Raw genomic sequence first — 25,697 nt, 5'->3', positions numbered from 1 at the left:
TCTCTGATCTTTCCCTACTCATACCTTAGGGCATTAATCGGATCCATCTTAGAGGCTTTATTGGCTGGATAAACACCAAATATCACTCCAACTAAAATGGAGAAGATAAAGGCCATTGTAATACTATTGCTTGATATGATAAAGGGGAGTTTGAACATACTAACCATACCATACCCTATGGCCGAGCCAATGGCTAGACCCAATAATCCACCTAAAACCGACAATATGATCGCCTCCAGCAGGAACTGCAATAGAATTACGCCCCTTTTGGCCCCAATAGCTTTTTTAATTCCCACTTCTCGAGTTCTTTCCGTTACCGAAACCAGCATAATGTTCATAATACCAATTCCTCCAACTAGAAGGGAAATGGCTGCAATTCCTGATATAATTGTGGTTAAAGTGTTTATTACTTGATTAACCTGTTTAAACTCTGATTCTCGATTACTCACTCGATATATTTCAGAGTCTTTATTTCTTCTTTCAAGAAGGGTTAGTATTCTTCCCCCTGCTGAATCAACATCCACTAGCTCATTTACATGAACCATTAGTCTTGGGTAACGATCTGTGTAATACATTCTGGATGCAATGGTTATCGGTGTATACCCATAGCCGTAGTTACCCATAGCCATATTTAAAATAGCCGAATCTGAAAGCTTATCGACACCAACCACCATTAGCTCGGCTGTAAAATATCCTGTTGTCACGCTGATCTTTTCACCTATACAATCTAAGGTATCAAATAAAGTCATTGCGGTACGTTCATCAATAATAATCACATTTCTTCTACCCCTAACATCCTCTTCTGTTAGGAATCTACCCCTAGACACCTCAATGCTTTCAACCTCGTTGTAATTACTGTTGACCCCTAATAGATTTATGGTGGTCTCTTCATTTCCGTAGTTTAGGGTAACCCATCTAGTAATTTCCGCGGAAGCTGCCAGTACATCTTCATGGCTATCTACAGCTGAAACATCATCCTCTGTAAAGAAGTCTCTATATTGAACAGGTCTTTCTGTGTTGTAATTTAAGTTGATATTAATCTTACCCTTACCCTCTTCATTAAAAGCGCTATAAATATCAGCCTGAGCTGCATTTCCTAAGGTGGTGATAATAACTACAGCCATTATTCCGATGATTAAGCCCAGCATTGTAAGGATAGACCTCATTTTATTAGACCATATATTTTGAACAGATACCTTCAAAATTTCTATTAGTACCATTTTTATCATCCTCATTACTTTCTATCATTACTCATATCTTAGTGCTTCAATAGGATCTAACTTAGAAGCTCTACTGGCTGGATAGACGCCAAACAATATTCCCACAAATATTGCTAAACCAGCAGCCAATAGTACCTCGGCGATGCTTATCTGTGGTGGCATCTTTAATAGGGCTGAAGCTAGGCTGGCAAAGGCAAAACCAAGTACTATACCCACTATTCCTCCCACTAATGAGATTAGTGCGGATTCTGTTAAAAACTGTAACAATATGACCTGTCTTTTAGCTCCTATGGCCTTCTTTACACCTATTTCCCTGATTCTTTCTGTTACAGTAACCAACATGATATTCATTATACCAATGCCACCAACTAGAAGGGCTATTCCTGCTATCATGGCTAGGACCATTGTAATGGTGGAAATAACACCATTAACTGTCTCCATAGCCTCCTCAAGATTAAAAGTCATGTATTTGTCTTGGCTATTGTGTAATCTATTTAACAGGGCTAATACCTGTTGACCAATGGCATCCATCTCATTACGATCCTCTATTTTTAAGTTAATTCCATAGTAGGTGGTCTGATTGTAAAGCCTCATAATGGTTTTTATGGGTACATATATTTGACCCCTTCCCCCATTGACATTTCCGCCAAAGGGGCTATCCTCGTGATGATAAACCCCCACAATTGTGAAATCCACAGGTCCTACATAGGAGTTCATGGTTACCTTCTCACCCAAAACATCCTGTTGACCAAATAGCTCCTTTGCTTCTTTTTGAGAGATTACAATAGAGTAGTTATGATTATCCACATCCTGTTGGGAAATAAATCTTCCTGATATCATTTCAACATTGTTTATTACATCTGTTTCGCTATTGGAGCCTATCAATATCACATCTATGGTTTTATCTAAAATTCTTAAGGAAGAATAATCCTCGTAAATTGGTGATATTGCCTCTATACCTTTTATGTTCCTTATTGCTTCGACATCCCTATCGGTTAAATAATCCCGACTACTAAAGCTTTTCTGGTCATTCCAATTCATATACACCATTAATCTATTGGTGCCAAACTGTTCAAGACTCTTTTGAATTTGATACTTTCCTCCATTTCCAATGGCCGATATTGTTACAACCGCCGCAATGCCAATTATTATCCCAAGCATTGTTAAAAATGTTCTCATTTTACTGGCTTTAATGGAGGATAGGGCTAAACGAATATTCTCTAGGAAATTCATAGGACTACCTTCCTTGCTTATTTATTTTCTACTTCCCGTACCATAACGGTTGTTCCCTCTTTAAGGCTGGTGGTGGGTCTTTGAACAATCTTATCTCCTACCTCTAAGCCTTCAGCTACTTCCACGTGGAAATCAGATTCAACTCCTGTTTTAATCTCTCTTTTCTCCAGCTTATCATTTGCAACTACAAAAACATATTTCACTTCTAGGTTATCTTGCTCATATACAATTGAGTCAAAGGGTACGACAATTGTATCCAATTTTTCTTCGCTGATAATTCGAGTCTTTGCTGAAAATCCTGGTTTAAGCATTTCGTGCTGATCTGAAACCTTAATTGTCACCAATACAACGGTTTCACTGGTTTGACCAGATGCCATTCTGGTTGCGACAGGTGAGATTTTTTCAACAACGCCATTGAATACAACCGATGGTAATGCCTCTGCTTCTATCTCAACCTTTTGCCCCAACTTCACCTTATTAATGTCATATTCGTTTACATGTATTTGGATCTCAAGATTATTCGTATCAGATATTACAAATCCAGGCTGGGCAGGATTCGTAATTGCTCCTTGTTGAAGATTCACCTGGGTAATGGTACCAGAAACCGTAGCAACAATAGCTTCTTCCATTTTAGTTATATTCCTTTTAATATCCTGAATATTGAGCTCTGATACCCTAATCTGCTTTTTTAATCTCTCTATATCAAAGTACATAGAATCACTATTCTCTTCATATTGTTGATATGTATCCATAAGCTCTGAGTAGCTCTTCTCACTGTTTTCAAGTTCCACCTTAGAAATCCCACCGCTGTTATAAATCTCTTTGTTTCTTTCTAATAGGGCCTCTGCATCCTGTATATTTTTCTCTAGATCCTTCATAGCCTCCACCCTGGCTTCTTCTAGCTTTACTAAACTAATTCTTTCCATTTCCAACTGAACTTCAGCTATTTCAAGTTGATTACCCATTTCAGCTGTATCTAGAGTTGCTAGTACTTGGCCTTCTTCCACCGTATCTCCAACTTCAACCTCAATTGTCTCGACTCTACTATTCCCTTCATGGAATATCATTGTTTTTTCAACCTCTTCCAACACTCCATTAGCTGGAACCTTAACAAAAATGTCACCCTTATCAATGGTTATAGCATCAACAGTAATACCCGCCTTTGACCCTTTAGATGCAGATACGGCAGCTGCTGAAATTCCCCCTAGTACCAAAAGGATAACAATAACAGTTATCAATCTCTTCTTTCCCTTTTTAGTCATATTGAGCCTCCTCATATTTCAATCATAATTTTTTTTAAAATACACTTCATAGATTTTTACGTATAATTCGTTGAAAAGTTTATAGTTATAAAAAATAATTTTTTTATATCTATAAATCCTTCCACATGATGATTGCATCCTCTCCATTATCACTATAATAGCCAGGCCTTATTCCACAGGGTAAAAACCCTAAACTTTTATATAGATTCTGAGCTACGACATTATTTTTTCGAACCTCAAGGGTAATCTTTAGGGCTCCCATTGCTTTGGCTTCTTCTATCATCTCTTCTGTCAACCTTCTACCAAAACCCTTACCCTGCTCCAATGGATCTACCGCAATATTGGTGACATGGGCTTCCTCCATTATTAGCCACATACCCCCATAGGCTACAATTTTGTCGTCTATTAATACTACATAATATTTAGCCAACAGATTACTCCTTATTTCCTTTTCGAAGGCTGCCTTGGTCCAAGGAACTGCAAAGCAGGCCTCTTCAATTTTGGCAACTTGATTTATATCCGAAAGCTTCATGCCTCTAATTATACAAGACTCCATCCTTTACTTTTCCCTCATTCTTTCTTCAAATTGCTTTTCTGCTTGTGATTTTCTCATGTATATAGGAAGGAGTTCTTCAGCCTTCTGTACATTCCCTTCCTTAATTTGTATTAAGGCCAAGCCCCCTATTGAAGAAGCCCTAGGAATGGAAAGGGCATTGTGGGGGAAGAGAGCCTTCTCCTTTAAGCTGCCTTCTAAAATTTGTTGAAACTGATTTATACCATCTCCTAAAAAGATGATCTTTTCATTCTGATTATTTAGAACATCTATAAGTTCATCTATATGTAATATGTCATAGTCAGAGATTCTATTGAGTTCCTGTTTTTTCCACTTATATCTAGCTGTGTAGAGATTATCCCTTTGTGCATCTATGATCGGACAGAGGATTCCTTCGCTACAGGGTAGATTATAGGCCAAGGCATCAAGGGTTGAGACTCCTACAACAGGTTTATTCAATGCCTGTGCCATTGCTTTAATTGTGGTAATGCCTATTCTTAAGCCCGTAAAGGAACCTGGACCTAGGGAGGCAGCAAAATAATCAATATCCGCCGGTGTTAATCCACAGTTATCCAAGGCCTCTTTTATTAATGGCATCAATTGACTTGAGTGGGTCTTTTTGTGATTTAAAACCGTTTCTGCTATAAGTTTATCCTCCTCCATAATGGCTACTGTAGCCACCATTGATGAAGTATCCAGTGCTAGTAATTTCATATCTTCAACAGCTCCTCAATTATTTTTTCGTACCCAACACTGTAGTTAAAGTATATGCGTCTCTCTTCTTCACCATTAACCAAGATTTCTATCCATAAGCTATTGTTAGGTATTAGCTCCTTAATAATATTAGCCCACTCTATTACACAAACTCCATCGCCAAATAAATATTCATCAAAACCAATATCCTCCATTGCCTGAGGATCATCTATTCTATATACATCAAAATGATATAGGGGAAGTCTACCTTCATATTCTTGAATGATGGTAAAGGTTGGACTTGTTACTGTATCAGTTACCCCTAGGCCCATAGCAAGGGCTTTGGTAAAGGTGGTTTTTCCTGCACCCAAGTCACCTGTTAGGCATATGATATCTCCCCTTCTTAAGCTCTGTCCTAGCTTGAGGGCTATTTCTTGGGTTTTTTCTAATCCTTTTACTTCTATACAATTCATAAATTCACCTACTAAATTATTATTCTCTCTTCAATATTCTATTGTAGCATAGTTCCCTGTTAATTCCATCCTTTTTTCATATTTTCTACATTATAGCCAATGACGGGAATAAATATAGATATAGAAGACAATGTTGAATGTTAAATGTTGAATTATTACCAACAGTCTTATAAAAAAAGCAACGAACCCTAATCTATAATCAACTAACTTATTTAATAGGGGTAAAATGTTTTAATATTGTTATTCCAACAGCTAAAGGCTTTCAATCAATAGCTAGGGTTTACTGGGTAAAAAAAAAAGAAATTTGCCTAAGCAAATTTCTTCATTAACTCAACATTCAACATTTAACATTCTTCATTTAATATTATTTTACTTATTCTTTAATATCGGTGATATTTTCTTGTAAATTAACAATGTTACCACTGTGATTATTGTACCTTTTAATAAGTTAAAGGGAGTAATTGCATATAAAGCTAAGGTACTTATAGAGTTAATATTGCTGTTCACTGCAGTTCCCATAGCTACTATTGCATCAATTGGCATAAAGTTTGCGTAAAAGGGTATTAGAATATAGATATTTGCCAAAGCGCCCACAATAGCCATCGTAATGGTTCCAGTTATTCCACCAATAATAGCAAACTTCTTCTCTTTTCTAGCTTGGTATATTAGGGTTGCTGGTAATATATAAGACACACCTATGATAAAGTTTGCTAGTTCACCTACTCCTCCAGTTTCACTTCTAGTGATAAAGAACAACAACACCTTCACCAGCTGGATGGCTACAGCTGCTACAGGACCTAATGCAAAGCCCCCTACTAAGGCCGGTACATCACTTAAATCTACCTTTAAAAAGGCAGGAAATAGTGGAATAGGAAATTGCAACATCATTAACATATAAGCTAAAACCGATAACACAGCTACCTTCACCATGGTTCTAGTAGTAAACTTTGTTTTAAAACCATAACTAGAAGCTCTCTCCATAAATATAACCTCCTAAAGTTTTGTATAAGGTGTTTTATGTAATAAAAAAACACCTAAAGATTTCTTCAGGCGCAAAAAAGCATGCTTCAAAATCTTCTCCCATCCAGACTTTACTGTCGATACTGGAATTTCACCAGTTCAATCGATTAAATCGACTCGCGGATTTTGACCGCCGGTCGGGAATTTCACCCTGCCCTGAAGAATATATACCATATTCTATTAATGTAATTATATACCTAAATTCTTCTAAAATCAATAGATTATTTAGGCCCTTTCCTTAATCCTTTTAAATATGTGTATATCTTCATCTAGTGTAAAGCTATATTTCAGGCAGAGATATACCAGTATAAGCAAAACAATTTGTTTTGGTGTAGTAACCGCAATCCTCAACCAGTCTCGCGATAATATTTCTGGGAGGGTAATAGCAGTAAAGTTAATGATGATGCTTAGAAGAACTCCTTCAATCAAACTGTTGATAATCATTCCTAAGGCACTGGCAATAGCTGCAACAAGTATATTGGTTTTAATGATTAACCAGGTTAACAGCGTCATTGTCAGATATAGGGTTACGGTATGCATCCCAAAGAGTAAATACCGTCGAGTAAAATAGGATAAAACCCCCTGTATTATGCCAATTATCAGAACCTTTTTCCAATTTCCTCTGATACCAAGTAAGGCTAAGCCCATTAGTAATACCAATGTAGCTTCTGGTATTGAACCCAATATAACAACATTCATCGGCATATTCTCCATAGTACAATCCCCTTTTAATCCCTAATTATTATCTTTTTTTCTATATTTCTACAAGTTCAATAGAAAAACTAGAATTCCTGCCTTTATAGCATAAAATAGTCCTATCAGTCTACATATACTAGACGAGCAAACTCATCTAAAAGTTCCATTATTTATAAAAAACCATATGAAAAAATTCCATGGTTAATTTATATGATGATTAAGCCATGGAATTTACTATGATTTATTTTGTTACAACCTATAGATTCCTCATACTTAGGGATATCTTTCCTCTTTCAATATCTAACCCAATAATTTTTACCTTAACTTCATCTCCAACAGAAACCACACTCATTGGATTCTTTACAAATTTATCGCTTAGCTGGGATATATGAACCAACCCGTCCTGTTTAACACCAATATCCACAAAGGCCCCAAAGTCAACAACATTTCTTACGGTTCCTGTCATAATCATATCTAGCTTTAAATCCTCCATCTTTAAAACGTCACTCCTGAATATAGGCTTAGGCATCTCCTCCCTAGGGTCCCTTCCAGGTTTTTTTAGTTCTTCAATAATGTCCTTTAAAGTAAGTTCTCCTACCTGAAGTTCTTCCGCCAATAGTTTGATCTGAGAACTTATACCCTTAGCATTTTTTCCACCATATTCCATGATCCTATCTTCAATGTTTCTGAGTTGTCCATTTCTTATATCGTCAGTAGTATATCCTAGTTTTTCAATAAGCTGCATAGTTATTTCATAGGATTCGGGATGGACTGCTGTATTATCTAAAGGATTTTCTCCATCTGAAATTCTTAAAAAGCCTGCACACTGCTGAAAAACTTTGTCTCCCAATCGCTTTATTTCCTTTAGCTGGCCCCTGGCTTTATACTTTCCATGATCTTCTCTATGTTTAACAATATTTTTAGCTACGGCATAGGATATCCCTGAAACATATTGAAGGAGAGAAGGAGTTGCTGTGTTTAAATCAACACCCACGCTATTAACGCAATCCTCTACTACATTCTTAAGGGTTTCTCCTAGTTTCCCTTGATTTAAGTCATGTTGATATTGACCAACACCAATGCTTTTAGGGTCTATCTTCACCAGCTCAGCTAATGGATCTTGTAGCCTGCGACCAATAGAGATGGCTCCTCTTATAGATACATCGATATCTGGATATTCCTCTGTGGCCAGTTTTGAGGCAGAATAAACCGATGCTCCAGCTTCACTAACAATGGTATAATAAAGGGTCTTTTTAATTTCCTTTATCATATCTGCAACCAATAGCTCTGTTTCTCGTGAGGCTGTTCCATTCCCAATGGGTATCACATCTATATCATATTTTTCAATTAATGCCTTCATGACCTTCTTCGCTTCCTCTACTTTGTTCTGAGGCTCATTGGGATATATTGTAGCATAATCTAGAAGCTTACCGGTTTCATCAAGAACTGCAAGCTTGCAGCCTGTCCTAAAACTAGGGTCGATGGCTAAAACCCTTACATTTTTAACAGGTGGCACCAAAAGCAATGGCTTTGTATTCTTTCCAAATACCTTGATAGCTTCCTCTTCTGCCCTTTCCGTCAGGATATTTCTAATCTCCCTTTCAATGGAGGGTGCTATTAATCTTTTGTAAGCGTCATCAACAGCTTCAACTAAAACCTCAGTGGTTATGGCTTTTTTATTGGTAACTACCGCCGACATCAAAAATTGTGTGATCTCCTCATCAGGGCTATTAAGCTTTATTTTAAGCTTTTTCTCCTTTTCACCTCTATTTAGAGCCAATATTCTATGATTGGCAATTTTATTTACAGCTTCACTGAAGCTATAATACATTTCGTAAACAGTTTTCTCTTCTGGATCTACCGCTTCACTATGAACTACAGCCTTCTTCATATTCAACTCTCTAATTTTTTCTCTATATTCTGCATCATCCGAGACCATCTCAGCAATAATGTCCTTTGCTCCATTTAATGCATCTTCTATCGTATGCACCTCTAATTCTTCATTTATAAAGGGTTTTGCCAACTCTTCTATATCTCCACTTAACAGCTCTTGTTTTATTATGAGCTCTGCCAGTGGCTCAAGGCCCTTTTCCTTAGCTATGGTTGCCCTAGTCCTTCGCTTCGGTCGATAGGGTCTGTATAGGTCCTCTATTCTTTGTAAAACCTCTGCTGCTAAAATTTCTTCCCTTAGCTCTTCTGTAAGCTTTCCTTGCTCATCAATTAATCGAATAACCTCTTCCTTTCTTCCCTCAAGGTTTCTTAAGTAAATAAGCCTTTCATGAAGATCCCTTAAAACCTCATCACTTAGTCCCCCTGTTATTTCTTTTCGATAACGGGCAATAAAGGGAATGGTATTTCCTTCATCAATAAGCTCAACGGTACTTTTTACTTGAGATTCCTTTAACTGAAACTCCTTTGCCAATTGCTTTATAATCATTTTCTTCATCCCTTCCATAAATTTCATAAGCTTATTATAACATAAAAATCAATTTTAATTAGTGATTAGTAAATAATTAAAATGCTGACACTCTTTGAGTTCATCCTGCCTTTTGTCCGAGAGCCTTTTTCTCTATTTTAGAGCATAGGGGGTACGCCTAGCCTCTACATTGAGAAAAATAAAATTGCGAAAGAGAGAATGTCCCCTGTCGCAATTTTAAAATGTTAATATAGACTGTTCAAAAGTAGTTAGATTCAAGGCGCAATAAAACCTAGCACCGGAGCGTATTCAGAACATACGTGAGGATGCTAGGTTTTTGCAGTAACGATTTAATTTATGTAGCTAGTTAATTTGATATAAAATATTGAATAATATATTGGAATTTTATATCAAATTCCTAGCTAAGTGACTGACTCAAATTAAAAATTTGGTCATCTACTTATTCAACAGTCTAGCCTTTCTTCCATTGAGTTTCTTCTACAACATAATCCCTTAACTGACCTTTACCATAAGTAAGTCCAGCTACTACTGCTGGTTTATGATTATCCTCAGATTGAGTTTCTGCCAGCTGTTGCCATGCATCTTCAATAGGCTTTATTACCTTAAGAGCATCTTCTATTTTAGAAGGGTCTTTTTTGTTAAGGGCATCGGTTACCAGCTTATTTAAATAAATGTATATGGTTCTTAAACTACTGGCTATATCTGAGGTTCCTTCAAGTGTTGCCAATAGTTCAGTTAATATATCCCTTACCTTTTGAATATGGAATCTAAGATTGTTTTCTTCTTGATTTACAATGGCTACCCTAGCATCCTGTAAATGCTCGGCCATCCCTTCATACATCAAGGTAACCAATTGAATTCCATTGGCTGTAGCTACTCTGTTTACAACATAGTCCTTATTAAGCATTATAGCCCTCCTATTCCTTAGCTACCTAGAAGCTGCAATACTGACTGTGGCCTTTGATTAGCCTGAGCTAGCATTGCTGTGCCTGCCTGAGTTAATATGTTCAGCTTTGTAAAGTTCGACATTTCTAAAGCCATATCTAAGTCTTCAATCCTCGAAAGGGCTGCGGTAATGTTTTCTGCTGTGTTGTCAACATTAGCAATAGTATGCTCAAGACGATTTTGAACCGCCCCTAATCTGGACCTTGTATCAGAAACGCTTTGAATTGCAGTACTTAATGTTGAGATAGCGGTCTGTGGAGCAGTAACCAAATTAATAGATGCTATACTTAGAGCATTAGCATCGAGGTTTTCAATGGTAAAGCTTATGGTTTCATTAGCATTGGCCCCGATTTGTAATTGCACTCCAGTGGTGGCTAGACTACCATTAATTAATTTTTTATCATTAAAATTAGTGGTATCGGCTATATTATCAATCTCATCTAACAATTGAGTTACCTCTGCTTGTATAGTTGCCTTATCATCATCTCCAAAGGTACCATTACTTGCTTGTACTGCCAGCTCCCTCATTCTCTGTAGCATTGCATGGATTTCATTCATAGCCCCTTCAGCCGTTTGAACCATGGAAATCCCGTCTAATGCGTTTCTTGAAGCTACCCGAAGACCGTTCACTTGTCCCCTCATTTTTTCTGAGATTGCCAGGCCAGCAGCATCGTCTGCTGCTCTATTTATTCTTTTTCCAGAGGATAACCTTTCTAATGTTTTCCCTGAAAGACTGGAGTTGTGACTAAGTAATCTATGGGCATTTAAAGCTGGTATATTATTATTAATTCTCATTAGTAAACCCCCTTAATTATCTTCCTATTTATTTTATCGGTAGAATGTTATGAATAGTTTAGAGACATTGAGAAAATGTTAAATGTTGAATGTTAAATGTTGAATTGATGTAGAAATTTGTTAGCAAATTTCAATGCTTCAATTTATAATCTCTCATCTATAATCTTTAATCTTTATTTGCACCTATTCACTATTAACTATTCACTATTAGTTATTCACTAATCTGTTCCCTATTACTATTCCTTATTCCCTTGTCTTCCCAATCTTCTCATCCACACCCTCTACAAAGGCTAAAACCTGTGCTACTATCTCATAAAGCTGAGTAGGTATTTCAGTCCCAATTCTAAGGGATATAAGCTCTTTTACTAATTGATCATTCTGATGCAGGGGAATTTCATTTTCTTCAGCCCTTTTAATAATATTCTCAGCAACAACACCCTTCCCGGCTGCAGTTATCCTAGGAGCAGGATCCTTATCGGCATTATACTTAAGGGCAACAGCTTGTTTCAGTTTTCTTTTTTCCATATCTATCTTACCTTTCAGATTTCTTCATTCTTAATTATATAATTTTATATAGTAATATTAATAGAATGGCTAGTAGTTAACTTATCCAACTGGATTTCCTCCACAAGTCCAAACAAATGCTGCTCTTCATCTACTTTAAAGCTCACATCCTTCATTTCATATCCTAGGTTATCCATTAATTTATCCAAAAGCTTTAACTCGCCTTCAATAGCTTTCCTATAGCTTTCCTTGCTAACACCAATTTTCAGCGTCACCTTTTTTCCACTAACAGCCAAATATACATTAATATTATCCATATTCTCAGTATCAAGATTCATTAACACCGACATATTGGCTGGATCGATCTTCTTTGTATTTTTTCTATTATTCATTACAAAAATTTGCAGATTGTTAATATTGTTATTTAGAGCTAATGGTATTTGTAGAAATGTATCATTTTTGTTAATCTGCCCTTGGGTTTGATAGGTGTTCAGGATTTTTTCAACCTGTTTATCTAGCTTTGCCTTCAAACTATCCTCCAATAGATTTCCTTTACTTCTAATTTCATTGATAAACTTTAACAGCTCATCATTAAATTTGTTTAGGTTAGGGTCTGCGGCCTTTAATCCCTTTTCCAACAACTGTAATTGGTTTTTAAACCCAACTACACCCTCTTCTAAATCACTATTTCCAGAGGTATTAACTAATTCCATCAAGGCATCCAGCTGTAGACTAATATTCTGACGATTAGAAAGAAGTAACGATAGTTTTTGAATCTCAGCTAAATTACGTGGGATATTATTCTTCATCATTAAAGCAATAATGCCTTCCCCCTTGTCCTTAATCTGGTTTAAGAAGGACAGATCCTTGATAGAGTTATTGACAGATTTGTCAATCATATTACTTAAGCTATCTAGGGGCATTTTTTCTGGTTGCAGGCCCTTTTCAACAGCTTCCCTAACCATGGAAGTGGTGAAATTCTGCCTTATATACCTATACTGCTCTTGGATATCCATCAGCTTTTGGCTGTTTATACCATTAATTTGAAGATTATTGTTTGAGAGAGCTCTTGCGATCCTTGATGGGAGATCTCCATCTTGAAAAAAATTGTCCATTTTTATGGCATTATACTGATGAATATTCTCTAGATTTAGCGGAATATTTCTATTCATTTGCAGGGCTATGGTATTAAAATCTACCTCTTTTACACTATTAAATATATTGATTAATTGCAATGAAGAGTTAAGGGTCTGCAGGAGACTTTTATCCTGAAGATCCTTTGATATTAGGTTTGTACCTCTTTCCACTCCTGATATTTGATTTAGCTTTATTTCGTTGTTGTTTTTTAATAGGGTAAGTAGTTCCTCCTCTGTTAGTCTTGTCAGTTTTTCCACCTTACCCAGTAGCTTTTCAATTGATTCAGCCTTAGTAACGTCGCTGGACAGTGTCTGAGCTTCAAGATTCAAAATATCCTGAAGCTTCAATAGCAGCTGATTTATATTTTCCTTCTCTATATTGATACCTTCCTTTAATAGTATAGCAATCTTATCTTTACTTAATTGCTTAGCTAATTCTTCAATTGTGGCCTTTGCCTCATTAAGCTGTTGTATGGTTTCATAGTTCAGGGGCATATTCTCTTTGATCATAAGCTTAGATATGCGGATATTTTCTTTTGTTGGCTCTAATCCCTGATTCTGTAGCAATTCTTTTATCTGATCCTCCAATAATCTTAGCTCTTTTTCAGTTAGGGGGTTTTGAGGTATTGCTCCTTCGTATACCCTAGCAGCCAATTGAGAAAGCTTAGAATCGGAATCTAGCCTCCCTTTTACCACAGCTCTTTTAATCTTATATAGATTATCAATGGTTACATCTATTTTATTACGAATTGCATCTAATAGCTTTTCATCATCAATTCCCTTAATATCCTTCAATTTATTAAAGACCTGATTTACCTTATCAATGGTTTTCTTACTTATTTCCATCCCAGATTGATAAAGGGCCTTTATGATATCTGTAATATCCTTACCCATCTTATTTCCATAAATCTCTTTTGCTACTTCCTCTGCCTTTTCAGTACTGAGCTTATTTAGACTCTTTAATATTTTCGCTAAAGACAACCCTTCCTCACTATTAGAATTATTGATCTTTTCTGCCACCTTATCGATTGATATTTTTTCTATATCAATATCTTCCTTTACAAGTTTTAGAGCTGTATCATAATCTAGGTCGCTAATTATGGTATCCAACTGGTTTTTCGTTGCCATAAAGGAAAGAATATTTTCCTTTGTTATGTTAATCCCAAAAGTATCTAGGGTCTTTAAAGCTTGCAGCTCTCCATTATTACTTGGTAAATTGAAGGACTTTAAAATTTGTGTGTAACGATCCTCTTCTCCTGGGGACATATTTGAAGCTTCAACAGTTTGGAGCTTTGAATTTAGTATATTTTTTTTATCTATAATTACAGTATCACCAATGTCTGCTGATATTTCTTCCTTTAGATTTATATCAAGTATCCTAAGGTTGCCAATATCTAACTTAACATTTTGGCCTTTATTCATAAGCACAGTACCCCTAATCTTAAAGGAGTTGGCTAAATTACCATAGTTACTAATAGGCTTATAAAATTGATTGGTAATTCCATGATTCATTCTCCTCACCTCTTCTAATAATTTATCGACAGCTAAAACATATATCTTTAACACCCTAAGCTATTCCATATAATCTGCCGATATTATATAATAGAAGGTGAAAATCCATGTTGAATGATCAATGTTGAATGTTGAATTGATGTAGAAATTTGCATAGCAAATTTCATAACCAGTATCTATAAAGCTTTTTTATGTTCTGTATATAATCATAAGTTTTTAATTTTCAACTTTCAATTTGCAATTTTCAATTTTATAGGAGGTTTCTCCATGAAGAGAATAGAAGGTATTCAATCCTTAGAAACACGAGAGATTAACGTAAATAATATAAAAAAACCAGAAATAAATCATCAGCAATTTACCTCTCGATTGCAAGAGATAAAGTCGGAGCAGGTTAGAGGTCATCTTGAAAATCTCTACAATCAAATTGTTAGTCAATCAGATAAAATAAAAAACAGACTACATTTAAGTGAAGTGGTTAAATATAAAAGCCTAGTTAGGGAGTTCTTAGATGTTGCTGTTAAACATTCCCACCAATTTTCTAAGCAAAACTTTCTGGATAGAAGAGGTAGACATAGGGTTTATAGCATCATTAAAAACGTTGATAGAGAGCTTGAAGCTTTAACTAAGGATTTCTTAAATCAAGAGGTTGATAGAATTTCCATCATTAAAAGATTAGATGATATTAGAGGATTATTATTAGATGTCTTCATGTAAAAATGCTAGGTATAAATTACCTAGCATTTTTTATGAGTACTGTTTTATCTAGCATCCTTTAAATATTCTATTACAAAGGTGTCAATATCACCATCTATTACAGCTTGAATATTTCCCATCTCTGCTCCTGTGCGATGATCCTTAACCAGATTGTAGGGATTGAATACATAGGAGCGAACTTGACTTCCCCATGCTATTTGGCTATATTCCCCCTGTAGATCCTCAATTTTTTCCTTGTTTTCCTGTTCCTTTAGTTCCACAAGCTTTGCCCTTAGCATGGCCATTGCAACATCCTTATTGGTATGTTGAGAACGTTCATTTTGACATTGAACAACTACCCCAGTGGGTAAGTGGGTTATTCTAACTGCAGAGTCGGTTTTATTGACATGCTGTCCTCCCGCTCCACTGGCCCTATAGGTGTCGATTTTTAAATCACTGGGCTTTATATCAATTTCAACAGAATCATCAATTTCTGGCATTACATCTACAGATGCAAAGGAGGTATGGCGCTTTCCTGATGAATCAAAGGGAGATATTCTAACAAGGCGATGTACCCCCTTTTCTGACTTTAGAAAGCCATAGGCATTTAAGCCCTCTATCATCATGGTGACGCTTTTTATACCAGCCTCAGGGTCTTGAAGTAAATCCAAAAGCTTCACCCTATAGCCCCTTTGTTCAGCCCAACGGGTATACATTCTCATCAGCATTTTTGCCCAGTCTTGGGCGTCTAAACCCCCAGTTCCTGCATGGATAGAGATTATGGCGTTATTTTTATCGTACTCTCCTGTTAGAAGGGTTGTAATCTTAGCCTCTTCTACCCTTTTTTCTAAGTCTTCAAGGCCCCTTATTAGCTCCTTTTCAAAGGATTCCTCACCTTCTTCTATAAAGGCAACCATGGTTTGTAGCTCTTCATAATCCGTTGTAAGCTGCTGATGACCCTCCACTATATCCTTGTAGGCCTTAACCTGCTTCATGGTTTCTTGAGCTTCTTGGGGCTGTAACCAAAAGCCTTCTTCTGCCATTTTGGCTTCATAATCCATTATTAAGGTATGAATGTGATCTACGTCAAAGAGAAGCCCTCAGTTCTTCAATATCTTTTTTTATGCTTGAAAGCTGTTGCTTTGACAAATCTAAATTTACCATCGAAAAATCACCTCTTTATGCTCCACAACACTTCTTGTATTTTTTACCGCTACCACAAGGGCAAGGATCGTTCCTACCTACAGTATTACCATCTTTAACCACAGTTGTAATCTTATTTGAATTCCCGTGGCTAGCTTCAGTAGGCTTTGCAACCTGCTTTCTTTGTACCTGGAACTCACCTTCAATACTGTATAGATACTTTACAGTGTCTTCTTGAATGTTTTTAACCATCTGCTGGAACATATCATAGCCTTCCATTTGGTAAGCCCTAACTGGGTCTTCTTGGCCGATGGCCCTTAGACCTATACCCTGTCGCAGCTGATCCATAGCATCAATGTGATCCATCCATTTTGTGTCGATTATTTGAAGAAGGATAACCCTCTCTATTTCCCTCATTCTTTCTGTGGTAAGCTTTTCTTCCTTTTCCTTATAGAAATTTAGTAGATTATCCATGATATTATCTTTAAGGTCTTCGAGGGTTAAGTCCTCTACATTATTATATTGAACAATATCCTTCATCGAAAAAATACCTGAAAGATAATCATCTAATCCATTTAAGTCCCATTCTTCTGGATACTTAGCATCAGCCGTATAAAGGGCAATGGCATCATTAACAATAGACTCTATCATATTGACAATATGCTGATACATATCCTCTCCCTGAAGAACCTGCCGACGTTCCTTATAAATTACTTCCCTTTGCTTATTCATAACGTCATCATACTGTAGTACATGTTTACGAATGCCAAAGTTCCTTCCTTCCACCTTCTTTTGGGCGTTTTCAATTGATCTACCCAAAAGACTATTTTCCATAGCTTCGTCCTCTGGCATCCCTAATCGTTCAACTAAGTTTTGCATTCTTTCTCCACCAAAGAGTCTCATTAAATCATCCTCTAAGGATATATAGAAGCGGCTGGAGCCAGGGTCACCCTGTCTACCGGAACGACCCCTTAATTGGTTGTCTATACGTCTAGACTCATGTCTTTCAGTACCGATTATATGAAGGCCTCCTATGTTTACTACTTCATTATGCTCTAGATCGGTCTCCTTTTTAAACTGCTGATGCAGCTCTTTATAAACTTCTCTTGCTTCTTTTATTTCTTCGTCATCTGTTTCAGTAAAGCTACTTACAGTGTAGAGGATATCGTCACTATAGCCCCTTTTCTTCATTTCCTTTTTAGCCAAAAATTCTGGATTACCACCAAGGATTATATCGGTACCCCGGCCAGCCATATTAGTTGCAATGGTTATGGCGCCCTTTCTACCTGCCTGGGCTATTATTTCAGCCTCTCTTTCGTGGTGCTTTGCATTTAATACTTCATGAGAAATACCCCTTTTCTTTAATAGATGAGATAATTCTTCTGATTTTTCAATGGAAATGGTACCAACCAACACAGGTTGTTTCTTTTGATATTTCTCATAAATCTCTTCAACTAGAGCACCAAATTTACCCTTTTCGGATTTATAAATACTATCTGTGTAGTCTTCTCTTATTACAGGCTTGTTGGTGGGAATTTCAATAACATCCATGCCATAGATGGATATAAATTCTTCTTCCTCTGTTTTAGCTGTACCAGTCATTCCTGCCAGCTTTTGATACATTCTAAAGTAATTCTGGAAGGTTATTGTAGCCAAAGTCTTTGATTCCCTTTGAACATCTAGCCCTTCTTTAGCTTCAATGGCTTGATGTAGGCCATCGCTGTAGCGTCTTCCAAACATCAATCGGCCTGTAAACTCATCAACGATAATGATTTCTCCATCCTTCACTACATAGTCCTTATCGCGCTTCATAAGGTTTTGGGCCTTAAGGGCTTGATTTATATGATGGGAGATTTCCATATTGGCTATATCAGATAGATTTTCTATAGAGAAATACTTCTCTGCCCTTTCTACCCCTTCCTCAGTCAAGGTTACTGTATTGGCCTTTTCGTCAATATTATAATCTACTTCTCTTTTAAGCATCTTAACAAATTGATCTACCACAAAATACATCTTGGTGGATTTTTCACCCTGTCCAGATATAATCAAAGGGGTTCTGGCCTCGTCTATTAGGATACTATCCACCTCATCGACGATGGCAAAATTCAAGTCCCTCTGCACCATTTCATGCTTGTGTATGACCATGTTATCCCTTAGGTAATCGAATCCAAATTCATTGTTGGTACCATAGGTTATATCGCAGTTGTAGGCATTTCTTCTTTCTTGATTCTTAACTCCATGCTTTATTATTCCAATGGATAGGCCTAAAAAGTTATATACCTTACCCATCTGTTCCCCCTGATATGTGGCCAGGTAATCATTAACCGTTATAAGGTGAACCCCTTTGCCACTTAATGCATTAAGGTACAAGGGTAAAGTTGCCGCTAAGGTTTTACCTTCTCCTGTTTTCATCTCTGCTATACGACCTTGATGAAGGATAATCCCTCCATACAACTGCACTGGAAAAGCTTTTATCCCAAGAACCCTCCAGGCCGCTTCCCTTAAAGTTGCAAAGGCCTCTGGCAGGATATCATCAAGACTTTCTCCTTTAGCAAGCCTTTCTTTAAATACAGAGGTTTTATTCCTCAATTGGCTATCTGAAAGTTTACTATATTCTTCATCTAGAGCTAATATATGATCTACTGTTTTTTTAATTTTCTTTAATTCTCTTTCACTATAAGTGCCAAAAATCTTTTCAAATGCTTTTAACATGTAACCACCTCAATTTTCTATTAGTGTTAACCTATTTTTCCATTTTATCATTATTTTTTTATCAATACAAATTAAGCTTTTATGATATTTATACAAATACTATAAGGGATAAAAGTCTAATAAGTAAAGATTATACAAAAATCAAAAAAGGACTGAGACATCTCAGCCCTTATCTAACTCTACCATGATGATCAAACCTTATTATCCCACTGGCCTTTCGGTATATTCTTGAGTGCATAACCCCTTGAATGAAAAAGAAAAGACCCAAGGATATGAAGGCATCACCTATGCTAAAAATTTGTCTAAGGGGATAAGAAAAGGGTACAACCCATTGTCTCCCTAAATAAAATGTAAGGGGGGCTGCTTCAGTTAGGGGAATATAATTGGGTAAAGTGCCGTTATTTATAGATGTCAACATATTTTCAAAATTCATTTTCTCTAGCAATACCATATCTACTGGCATGCTCCCTTGATTTAAGACTATGGCAGCAAAGTTGGCTATTGCCCCTATCAGTATAAACCATAGGGATTTATTATGTAGATTAAAGAAAAGTACAATAAATAAAATACAATAGGCAAAAATATAAAGCTTCATTCTATGCTGAATTACAGTGGGGTTTCCCATGGCTATCAAAATAGAGGTTACCAGCATCATCAAAAAGGATATTAAAAGTAAAATGGGTAGCTTCATTGAAAAGTAACCTAAGCGTTTAAGATTTCCTCCCCTTAATTTGCCAATAATCATCCCTAAAATTAAAGCTTCTATAAGCATATATTCACCTCACCCCTTTTAATTGATTTAGTTGATAGTCATTTAATGATACGAAGTAATAAAGTCATTAACAATAGAGAATTCGATATTTATTTTGATATTCCTCTTTTTTTTACAATAATAAGGCAGCATGGCTGCTGCCTTATTACTCAAGTACTCTTTATTTATATTTCTGGTTCTATTAAACCATAGTTACCATCTTTTCTTTTATATACAACATTTACTTCATCAGTATCTGCATTTGTATAAACAAAGAAGCTGTGTCCTATCAGTTCCATTTGCAGAACTGCTTCTTCTGAGCTCATTGGCTTTATTGCAAACCGCTTAGTTTTTACGATCTTAGGTTCAAACTGGTCACCGTCTTCTTTATAGGTGGGTATGTTTTCAAATCTTATAGTTTCATATTTATTGATTCTATTTTCTAGCTTTGTTTTATGCTTTCTTAATTGTCTTGTTAATTTATCCACTACCTTATCAATTGAAGTATACATATCGTCTGTAGCTTCTTCTGCCCTTAAGATTGACCCATTAATAGGTATCGTTACTTCTATTATTTGTCGTTGCTTCTCAACAGACAAGGTAGCTTGTGCCTCCGCATCCTTATTAAAATACTTTTCAAGCTTTGTAATTTTTGTTTCTACTGAATTCCTAAGAGCATCTGTAACATCTACGTTCCTTCCACTAACTATGACCTTCATAAACCCAGCTCCTTTCACTTCTATAAAATTTAAGCTGTATGCAGCTTAAAATGGAAAAACTCATTCAATAGAATTTATTTTGTTATATTTGTTATGTGATATTTACCCAAATAAATTTGTACCAAACATTGCTTGTACTTTTTTATTTTTATTTAGTCTTAACAACATTATATTCCTTTTATACACCTTAAATTACATATTAGCTACATTGGGAAGTATTCATAATTAGTAGTCATTCTCGAATGAGGTTGTCCAATTTTATTCACATTGTATACACACCTTTAGTAACTGAAAAACACATTATCAACAGATTTACCCACATTATCCACAGCTTTTTCAAATGATATATTCACATATAGGTCGGGATATCCACAGGTAAAATGTAGGTAATTAGTACTATTGAGGAATAGGAAATAGGTAACAAAAGATTATAGATGAAAGATTATAGATTATAGATAAAAAGAAATAGGTAATAAGGGATAGAATAGTGAATAGTGAATAAGAAATAGCAGATCTTTAGATTATAGACAATAGCTTTGAAATTTGCTAGCAAATTTCTTCATCAATTCAACATTCAACATTTAACATTCAACATTGAATCTACAGACCTTCAACAATCAGTATTCCAGATTGATAAAATTTATCCTATACAAAAAGCTCTTGACGTTGTCAAAAGCTTTAAAGGGTGTACATATGAAGCTGACCTGGTTTTTTACCCCACACTCGCCTGCTGGAGGGTTCGCTACGGGATTACCTTCACTACTACCCCTCTCGGTTTTACCGGCAGGTCTTACATCTAAGCCGCACCATGATCAATAGCTGTTTTTTTTGCTATCTTACGTGGGTCCTTTTGCCTGCGACTGGCATGGACTTTCAACCACAGACCTTCCCTTGTACAATAATATTATATCTCATTTAATCCTTCTTATCAATAATCTGCATTTATATAGCATTTATTACCGCAAAAGATTTATGCCAATTTAATTTACCCTCCCCAGAAAATTCCAGAAAAAATCCCTTGACCTTGTGTCAAAAGCTTCCTGTACTCATAAATATATTCTATCGCTTATTCTATCGCTTCCTATCTATAAAAATAGATGGGCTTTCCTTATATTTTTTGCCATAGCTGTTGGTTGCCATTTTTCCTGTTTTCATGGTTTTAAGCTGACCCTTTATGGCCTCCATATTTTTAATGGCCAACCGATGGTTTTCATCATCTAATATTTTAATTTTCTGCATCACAGTCATAATCTCACTAATTACTAATTTTAACTCTTTAAAGCCCTTCACAGGCTCCTCTTTAATACCCTCAAGGCTCTTGAGACCTAAAGAATCTAGAAGAGCATCGTAATTTGATGAAAAATCGTAATCTAGATGATTAATTGTAGTAATTATGCATTGTTTTTCTTCAACAATTCTATTTAATAGTTCAGTACTATTATCCTCAGCGGCTAATAAGCTTTCCTTTTGCTTTATAGTTAATTCTAGTAGCTCCTTCACTAGCTTAAGCTTTTCAGTTGAAACATGCTTCAGGATGGCAACATTTTCTTGTGGATTCATCTAATCACCTATTTTCCCATTTTAGCCAGTTTCATGGCTTCCTTCCAGGTATCCCGTAGTTCTGTAACCATCTCAATTGCTTCATTCAGAGACTCTGTACTTTTATAAATATTGGAGTCAACTAACTTTTCAATTATATATACGTATAAAGCTCGTAGGTTTTTAGAAATATCATAATTCATATCAAGGGTTATATTTAATTCTTGTATGATATCCTGTGAACGCATTAGAGCTTCATTTGTTTTGGGTATGTCCTTTTGTTCAATATATAACTTTCCTTGATTCATGAATTTTAATGCACCGTTATAAAGCATAAGGGTAAGCTCCTGTGGTGTAGCCGTTTTAATGCTGCTTTCTTTATACTGATTATACGGATTATTTATTGCCATTTATAGTCCTCCTTAGTTTCCTCCACCCATGCCCAGCTGACCCATTAGCCACTGGCTTTGAGATTGCATTTCAGACATAGCCTTTTCCATAGCTGTAAACTGACTCCAGTATCGTTCTTCTTTTCTAGCTAAAAGTGCCTCTTCCTTGACAATGGAACTATTAATATTTAATAGATTCTTTTCAATGCTACTAACAGAACCTTGGGTTGTAACAAACTCTATAAGTATATTAGTTTGTACACTTCTAAGTAAGGTGGCATCATTTCCTGCACCTGATCTATTAACGATATCCTTCATACCTTCAACTAAACCATCATTAACCCTTTGAATAATGCCAGAAGCCTTAGTCCTGTCCTCTCCTGTTATATCACTGGCTGGAGCTTTAAAGAAAACGTCCATTACAGCTTCTGTATTATTTTCAATGGCATTCTTTAGTTTTACTTCATCTATAACAAGCTTTCCTCCATCCTTATAGTGACCAGTTGTAATACCGATTTCTGATAAGTGGCCTATTGTACCAAAGGAAAACTCTTTATAAAGATCTTGTCTAATGGTCTGGAGGCTTCTTGTTATCACCTCATCGCTCCTAAGAAGCCCACTCTTTGCCTTTTCCTCCCATAGCTCAATTTCCTTTTCAGTCATAGCTTCCTTTTCCTCAGTAATAAGAGGTTGAAAGCTTCTATTAACCTTTTCATTAAGCTTACCGTTTAATCCATCTAATAGTTCGTTATAGCTGTCAATAAAGGTTTTAATATTGTCGTATATACCCTCAGTATTGGTACTAACATTGACTGTTACAGGAGCAGTAGTAGTACCCTTTAGGTTTAGGTTTATACCAAAAACTGTTACGTTATTAGACTTTAGATTACTAATAATTGATCCATTAAAATCAACACTAGCAAATGTACCTGCTTGGCTATTTGATCCAGTATTTATAGTGTCAGCTATACTACCAGCCAATCCAAGTATACTAATAGTCTGGCTTCCTGCTTCCTTTGTACTAAGCATGATTTTCCCCAAATTAGTATCATAGGCAGCTCTAACTCCTAAATCAGAGTTGTTTATTGAGGTAATTAAGCTATGGATATCCTCATTTTGACCTGGCCCTACTTGAAAGGTTCTATTAATAGTTCCTGAGCTACTTACTACTTCAATCTGAAACTCATCATTAGCTGTAAATTTAAGCTCTGTATCTAACTTAGATGTTATATCACCCGAAGTAAAGGTTGCTTCCTTAGCCAAGGATAACACTTCAACGCTGTAACTACCATTCATCGCATTGGAATTAGCAGTGGCTGCAACTAAATCGCTATTACTAGAAGTAGCCTCCTTAACCCATTTAAGGTTATTTACACTAGATTGAGTTATAGTACCATTGACAAGATTACTTAAACCTAAATCTTTTCTTGATTTTAGAATAAAATTGGCCATAGTACGATTAACATCTAAGTAGGCTTCCTGTCTCCACTTTAAGGTTTGTTCCTGCCTAAAAAGTCTGTTAACACGACCACTTTCTGCACTTATTAGGTTTTTAACGATCATTTCCGTATCAATTCCGGATGCAATGCCTCCGATTCTCATATTAAATCACCTCACTTAATTGTCCTGCTACCCTCTTTTATCAACGATGATACCTGCTACCTCCAGCATATGGGCAACCATGTCCAATATTTTTTCTGGTGGTAGTTCTCTGATGACTTGGTCGTTTGAGCTATCTATAACCTTCACCATTATTGCACCGGTTTTCTCGTGTACAGATCTTTCAAATTTTCTGTCAAAGGATTGAAAGCTCTTATTGGCTTTTTCTAATGCCTTGTTAAGCTGTTCTGCTGTATGTTCTCGTTTCTGCATAAACTGCTCTTTTACCATATTGTTGTCTTCTGCACTTTTATGTTCCCGGCTTCCTTGCCCCATACCTTGATTTAAGGGATAACTTACTCCCCCTTGAATTCCTTCAACTCTCATTTTAGGCTCCCTCCTAAACGATATATATTCTATCAATATTATCGGAATATATTTGAAAAAGTTTATATTAAATAAAAATTAAAAAATCTATTGATATCTCAATAGATAAACAATAGATTTTTATTAGTTAGCATCCATAGATAATATTCTCTTTTGTAGGTCTTCCTTTTCATTTGATGTGGTCATTTTTTCTAACAAATATGCAATAATTATGATACCAGGTATATTGATTAATAATCTTGTAAAAGCAAAGGCCTTTCCAAGGGAAGCCATTTCAAATAGAAACATTGGTATCTTAGTAGTTGACCAAGCCCCTATAAAGATTAAAACATTACTTAATCTTGCACCCTTTTTCATCAAAACTAAAGAAACTGGGAAGGCAGCATATAGGGGTCCTGCTGCTGCAGACCCTAGAAACAATGCAAGTAAAATTCCCTTTATACCTGAATTCTCTCCCATAAATTTTATCATCGCTTCACGTGGGACCCAAACATCCAACAGTCCCAACAAAATAAATACAGGGGGGATTACCAGTAACATCTCCTTGAGGCTGAAACCGATAACTCCTACTGCCTTAGCACCATAGTTGTAATCTACTAAAGTTAATCCTCCAAGAGCTAGAATTGCTATAATTGAAAACATGTATCTTCTTAGGACTTGTTTCATTTAGCCCACCACCCTTCCTATTATTAAGGCTACTATGAATGAAAATAAAAATGCCATTGTATTTCTTAGAATTGTTAGCTTCTTGCCAAAATACTGGGTTTCTACAGGGACTGTAACAACTCCCACCATCATCAGGGAGGATACAAAAGCAGCTATTTGCATTAGCCCTGCACCATTTTGTAGCAATAATGATGCGGTTGGGAAGGCTACAAAGGCCGGTATTAGTGTTATTGCGCCTACAAAAGCGGATATAATTACCCCCATCCATCCCGATTGCCCACCAATTAGTTTGCTAATGGTAATAGGGTCTAATATTGCCAGCATAATACCTACTAAAAATATGACTCCAATAAACTGCGGCAATATATTTTCGAAGGCCTTCCATGCTTTCTTTAATGCCATTTTGGTTTTTTTCTGATCCTTAACTAAGGAAAAGGCCAACAGGGTTATTGTAATCCCGTATAAAATTAAGTTGGTCACGGAAATCATCCTTTCTTTTAAATCTTACAGTTACATTATACCCCCACCCCCTATAGGGGGTCAAGAAATATTTTTATATTTACTGAACAAAAGCATTTCATGCGTTAATTCTGTATGGTAAAATGCTTTTGTTTTCCAGA

At 36.1% G+C, this 25,697-nt stretch carries 24 protein-coding genes and 1 riboswitch; of the genes, 1 reads left to right on the top strand and 23 read right to left on the bottom strand.

All coding sequences use genetic code 11. From position 1 onward, the window contains the following. Window positions 1-14: 14 nt before the first annotated feature. From F8153_RS03090 to F8153_RS03030, 13 genes are all read right to left on the bottom strand, one after another. Entirely contained in the window at window positions 15-1,220 is a 1,206-nt protein-coding gene (locus tag F8153_RS03090) for an ABC transporter permease (RefSeq protein ID WP_192929629.1), read from the bottom strand. A gap of 27 nt (window positions 1,221-1,247) precedes the next feature. Continuing rightward, window positions 1,248-2,453 carry an ABC transporter permease gene (locus tag F8153_RS03085; RefSeq protein ID WP_151864895.1) on the bottom strand — a complete coding sequence of 402 codons (1,206 nt, stop codon included), beginning with the start codon at window positions 2,451-2,453 and terminating at the stop codon, window positions 1,248-1,250. Window positions 2,454-2,470: 17 nt separating this feature from the next. Continuing rightward, window positions 2,471-3,715: an efflux RND transporter periplasmic adaptor subunit gene (locus tag F8153_RS03080; protein ID WP_192929628.1), complete on the bottom strand. Its 1,245-nt coding sequence runs from the start codon at window positions 3,713-3,715 to the stop codon at window positions 2,471-2,473. A 109-nt stretch (window positions 3,716-3,824) separates the two neighbouring features. Continuing rightward, window positions 3,825-4,271, bottom strand: a complete 447-nt coding sequence (rimI, locus tag F8153_RS03075; RefSeq protein WP_151864893.1) for a ribosomal protein S18-alanine N-acetyltransferase — start codon at window positions 4,269-4,271, stop codon at window positions 3,825-3,827. A 3-nt stretch (window positions 4,272-4,274) separates the two neighbouring features. After that, window positions 4,275-4,982, bottom strand: a complete 708-nt coding sequence (gene tsaB / locus F8153_RS03070) for a tRNA (adenosine(37)-N6)-threonylcarbamoyltransferase complex dimerization subunit type 1 TsaB (RefSeq protein ID WP_151864892.1) — start codon at window positions 4,980-4,982, stop codon at window positions 4,275-4,277. Next, entirely contained in the window at window positions 4,979-5,434 is a 456-nt protein-coding gene (gene tsaE / locus F8153_RS03065) for a tRNA (adenosine(37)-N6)-threonylcarbamoyltransferase complex ATPase subunit type 1 TsaE (protein WP_151864891.1), read from the bottom strand. The genes tsaB and tsaE overlap by 4 nt, the downstream gene beginning before the upstream one ends. A 369-nt stretch (window positions 5,435-5,803) precedes the next feature. After that, window positions 5,804-6,415, bottom strand: coding sequence for an ECF transporter S component (locus tag F8153_RS03060; RefSeq protein ID WP_151864890.1), 612 nt, complete (start codon window positions 6,413-6,415; stop codon window positions 5,804-5,806). Window positions 6,416-6,502: 87 nt separating this feature from the next. After that, window positions 6,503-6,622: riboswitch (FMN riboswitch) on the bottom strand. A 57-nt stretch (window positions 6,623-6,679) separates the two neighbouring features. Further along, window positions 6,680-7,168 carry a hypothetical protein gene (locus F8153_RS03055; protein ID WP_151864889.1) on the bottom strand — a complete coding sequence of 163 codons (489 nt, stop codon included), beginning with the start codon at window positions 7,166-7,168 and terminating at the stop codon, window positions 6,680-6,682. 238 nt (window positions 7,169-7,406) lie between these two features. Further along, window positions 7,407-9,596, bottom strand: coding sequence for a Tex family protein (locus tag F8153_RS03050; RefSeq protein WP_192929627.1), 2,190 nt, complete (start codon window positions 9,594-9,596; stop codon window positions 7,407-7,409). A 442-nt stretch (window positions 9,597-10,038) separates the two neighbouring features. Continuing rightward, the gene (fliS, locus tag F8153_RS03045) at window positions 10,039-10,494 is read right to left on the bottom strand and encodes a flagellar export chaperone FliS (RefSeq protein WP_151864887.1); all 456 of its coding nucleotides are present in this window, start codon (window positions 10,492-10,494) and stop codon (window positions 10,039-10,041) included. 17 nt (window positions 10,495-10,511) lie between these two features. Beyond that, the gene (locus F8153_RS03040; protein WP_151864886.1) at window positions 10,512-11,327 is read right to left on the bottom strand and encodes a flagellin N-terminal helical domain-containing protein; all 816 of its coding nucleotides are present in this window, start codon (window positions 11,325-11,327) and stop codon (window positions 10,512-10,514) included. A gap of 243 nt (window positions 11,328-11,570) precedes the next feature. Beyond that, window positions 11,571-11,852 (bottom strand): EscU/YscU/HrcU family type III secretion system export apparatus switch protein, encoded by a 282-nt coding sequence (locus F8153_RS03035; protein ID WP_151864885.1) that lies wholly within the window; start codon window positions 11,850-11,852, stop codon window positions 11,571-11,573. A 44-nt stretch (window positions 11,853-11,896) separates the two neighbouring features. Continuing rightward, window positions 11,897-14,479 carry a DUF6240 domain-containing protein gene (locus F8153_RS03030; protein WP_151864884.1) on the bottom strand — a complete coding sequence of 861 codons (2,583 nt, stop codon included), beginning with the start codon at window positions 14,477-14,479 and terminating at the stop codon, window positions 11,897-11,899. Window positions 14,480-14,746: 267 nt separating this feature from the next. Between F8153_RS03030 and F8153_RS03025 the strand changes: the two genes are divergently transcribed. After that, entirely contained in the window at window positions 14,747-15,193 is a 447-nt protein-coding gene (locus F8153_RS03025; protein ID WP_151864883.1) for a YaaR family protein, read from the top strand. A 44-nt stretch (window positions 15,194-15,237) separates the two neighbouring features. Here the strand turns inward: F8153_RS03025 and prfB are convergent. The 10 genes from prfB to F8153_RS02975 form a co-directional block, all read right to left on the bottom strand. Then, a protein-coding gene (gene prfB / locus F8153_RS03020; protein WP_243136883.1) for a peptide chain release factor 2 occupies window positions 15,238-16,336 on the bottom strand; the annotation gives its coding sequence in 2 pieces (ribosomal slippage) (window positions 15,238-16,260 and window positions 16,262-16,336; 1,098 coding nt in all). Between the two features lie 15 nt (window positions 16,337-16,351). Continuing rightward, window positions 16,352-19,027 (bottom strand): preprotein translocase subunit SecA, encoded by a 2,676-nt coding sequence (gene secA, locus F8153_RS03015; protein WP_151864881.1) that lies wholly within the window; start codon window positions 19,025-19,027, stop codon window positions 16,352-16,354. A 169-nt stretch (window positions 19,028-19,196) separates the two neighbouring features. Next, window positions 19,197-19,799 (bottom strand): DUF5317 domain-containing protein, encoded by a 603-nt coding sequence (locus F8153_RS03010; RefSeq protein WP_151864880.1) that lies wholly within the window; start codon window positions 19,797-19,799, stop codon window positions 19,197-19,199. 164 nt (window positions 19,800-19,963) lie between these two features. Continuing rightward, a complete protein-coding gene (gene hpf, locus F8153_RS03005; protein ID WP_151864879.1) occupies window positions 19,964-20,497 on the bottom strand; it encodes a ribosome hibernation-promoting factor, HPF/YfiA family in 534 nt (177 codons plus the stop codon). 1,071 nt (window positions 20,498-21,568) lie between these two features. Beyond that, window positions 21,569-22,057 carry a flagellar export chaperone FlgN gene (flgN, locus tag F8153_RS03000; protein ID WP_151864878.1) on the bottom strand — a complete coding sequence of 163 codons (489 nt, stop codon included), beginning with the start codon at window positions 22,055-22,057 and terminating at the stop codon, window positions 21,569-21,571. A gap of 8 nt (window positions 22,058-22,065) precedes the next feature. Further along, window positions 22,066-22,446, bottom strand: a complete 381-nt coding sequence (fliS, locus tag F8153_RS02995) for a flagellar export chaperone FliS (RefSeq protein ID WP_151864877.1) — start codon at window positions 22,444-22,446, stop codon at window positions 22,066-22,068. 12 nt (window positions 22,447-22,458) lie between these two features. Beyond that, entirely contained in the window at window positions 22,459-24,027 is a 1,569-nt protein-coding gene (gene fliD, locus F8153_RS02990) for a flagellar filament capping protein FliD (protein WP_151864876.1), read from the bottom strand. Between the two features lie 27 nt (window positions 24,028-24,054). Then, window positions 24,055-24,411: a flagellar protein FlaG gene (locus F8153_RS02985; RefSeq protein ID WP_151864875.1), complete on the bottom strand. Its 357-nt coding sequence runs from the start codon at window positions 24,409-24,411 to the stop codon at window positions 24,055-24,057. A 123-nt stretch (window positions 24,412-24,534) separates the two neighbouring features. Next, a complete protein-coding gene (locus F8153_RS02980) occupies window positions 24,535-25,077 on the bottom strand; it encodes a permease (protein ID WP_151864874.1) in 543 nt (180 codons plus the stop codon). Next, a complete protein-coding gene (locus tag F8153_RS02975) occupies window positions 25,078-25,566 on the bottom strand; it encodes a permease (protein WP_192929625.1) in 489 nt (162 codons plus the stop codon). Window positions 25,567-25,697 lie beyond the last annotated feature (131 nt).

It is taken from the genome of Alkaliphilus serpentinus (genome assembly GCF_009017255.1).
Lineage (GTDB): Bacteria > Bacillota > Clostridia > Peptostreptococcales > Natronincolaceae > Alkaliphilus_D > Alkaliphilus_D serpentinus.
The sequence above is the reverse complement of the archived record's forward strand: the minus strand, read 5'-3'. Positions and strand labels throughout refer to the sequence as shown.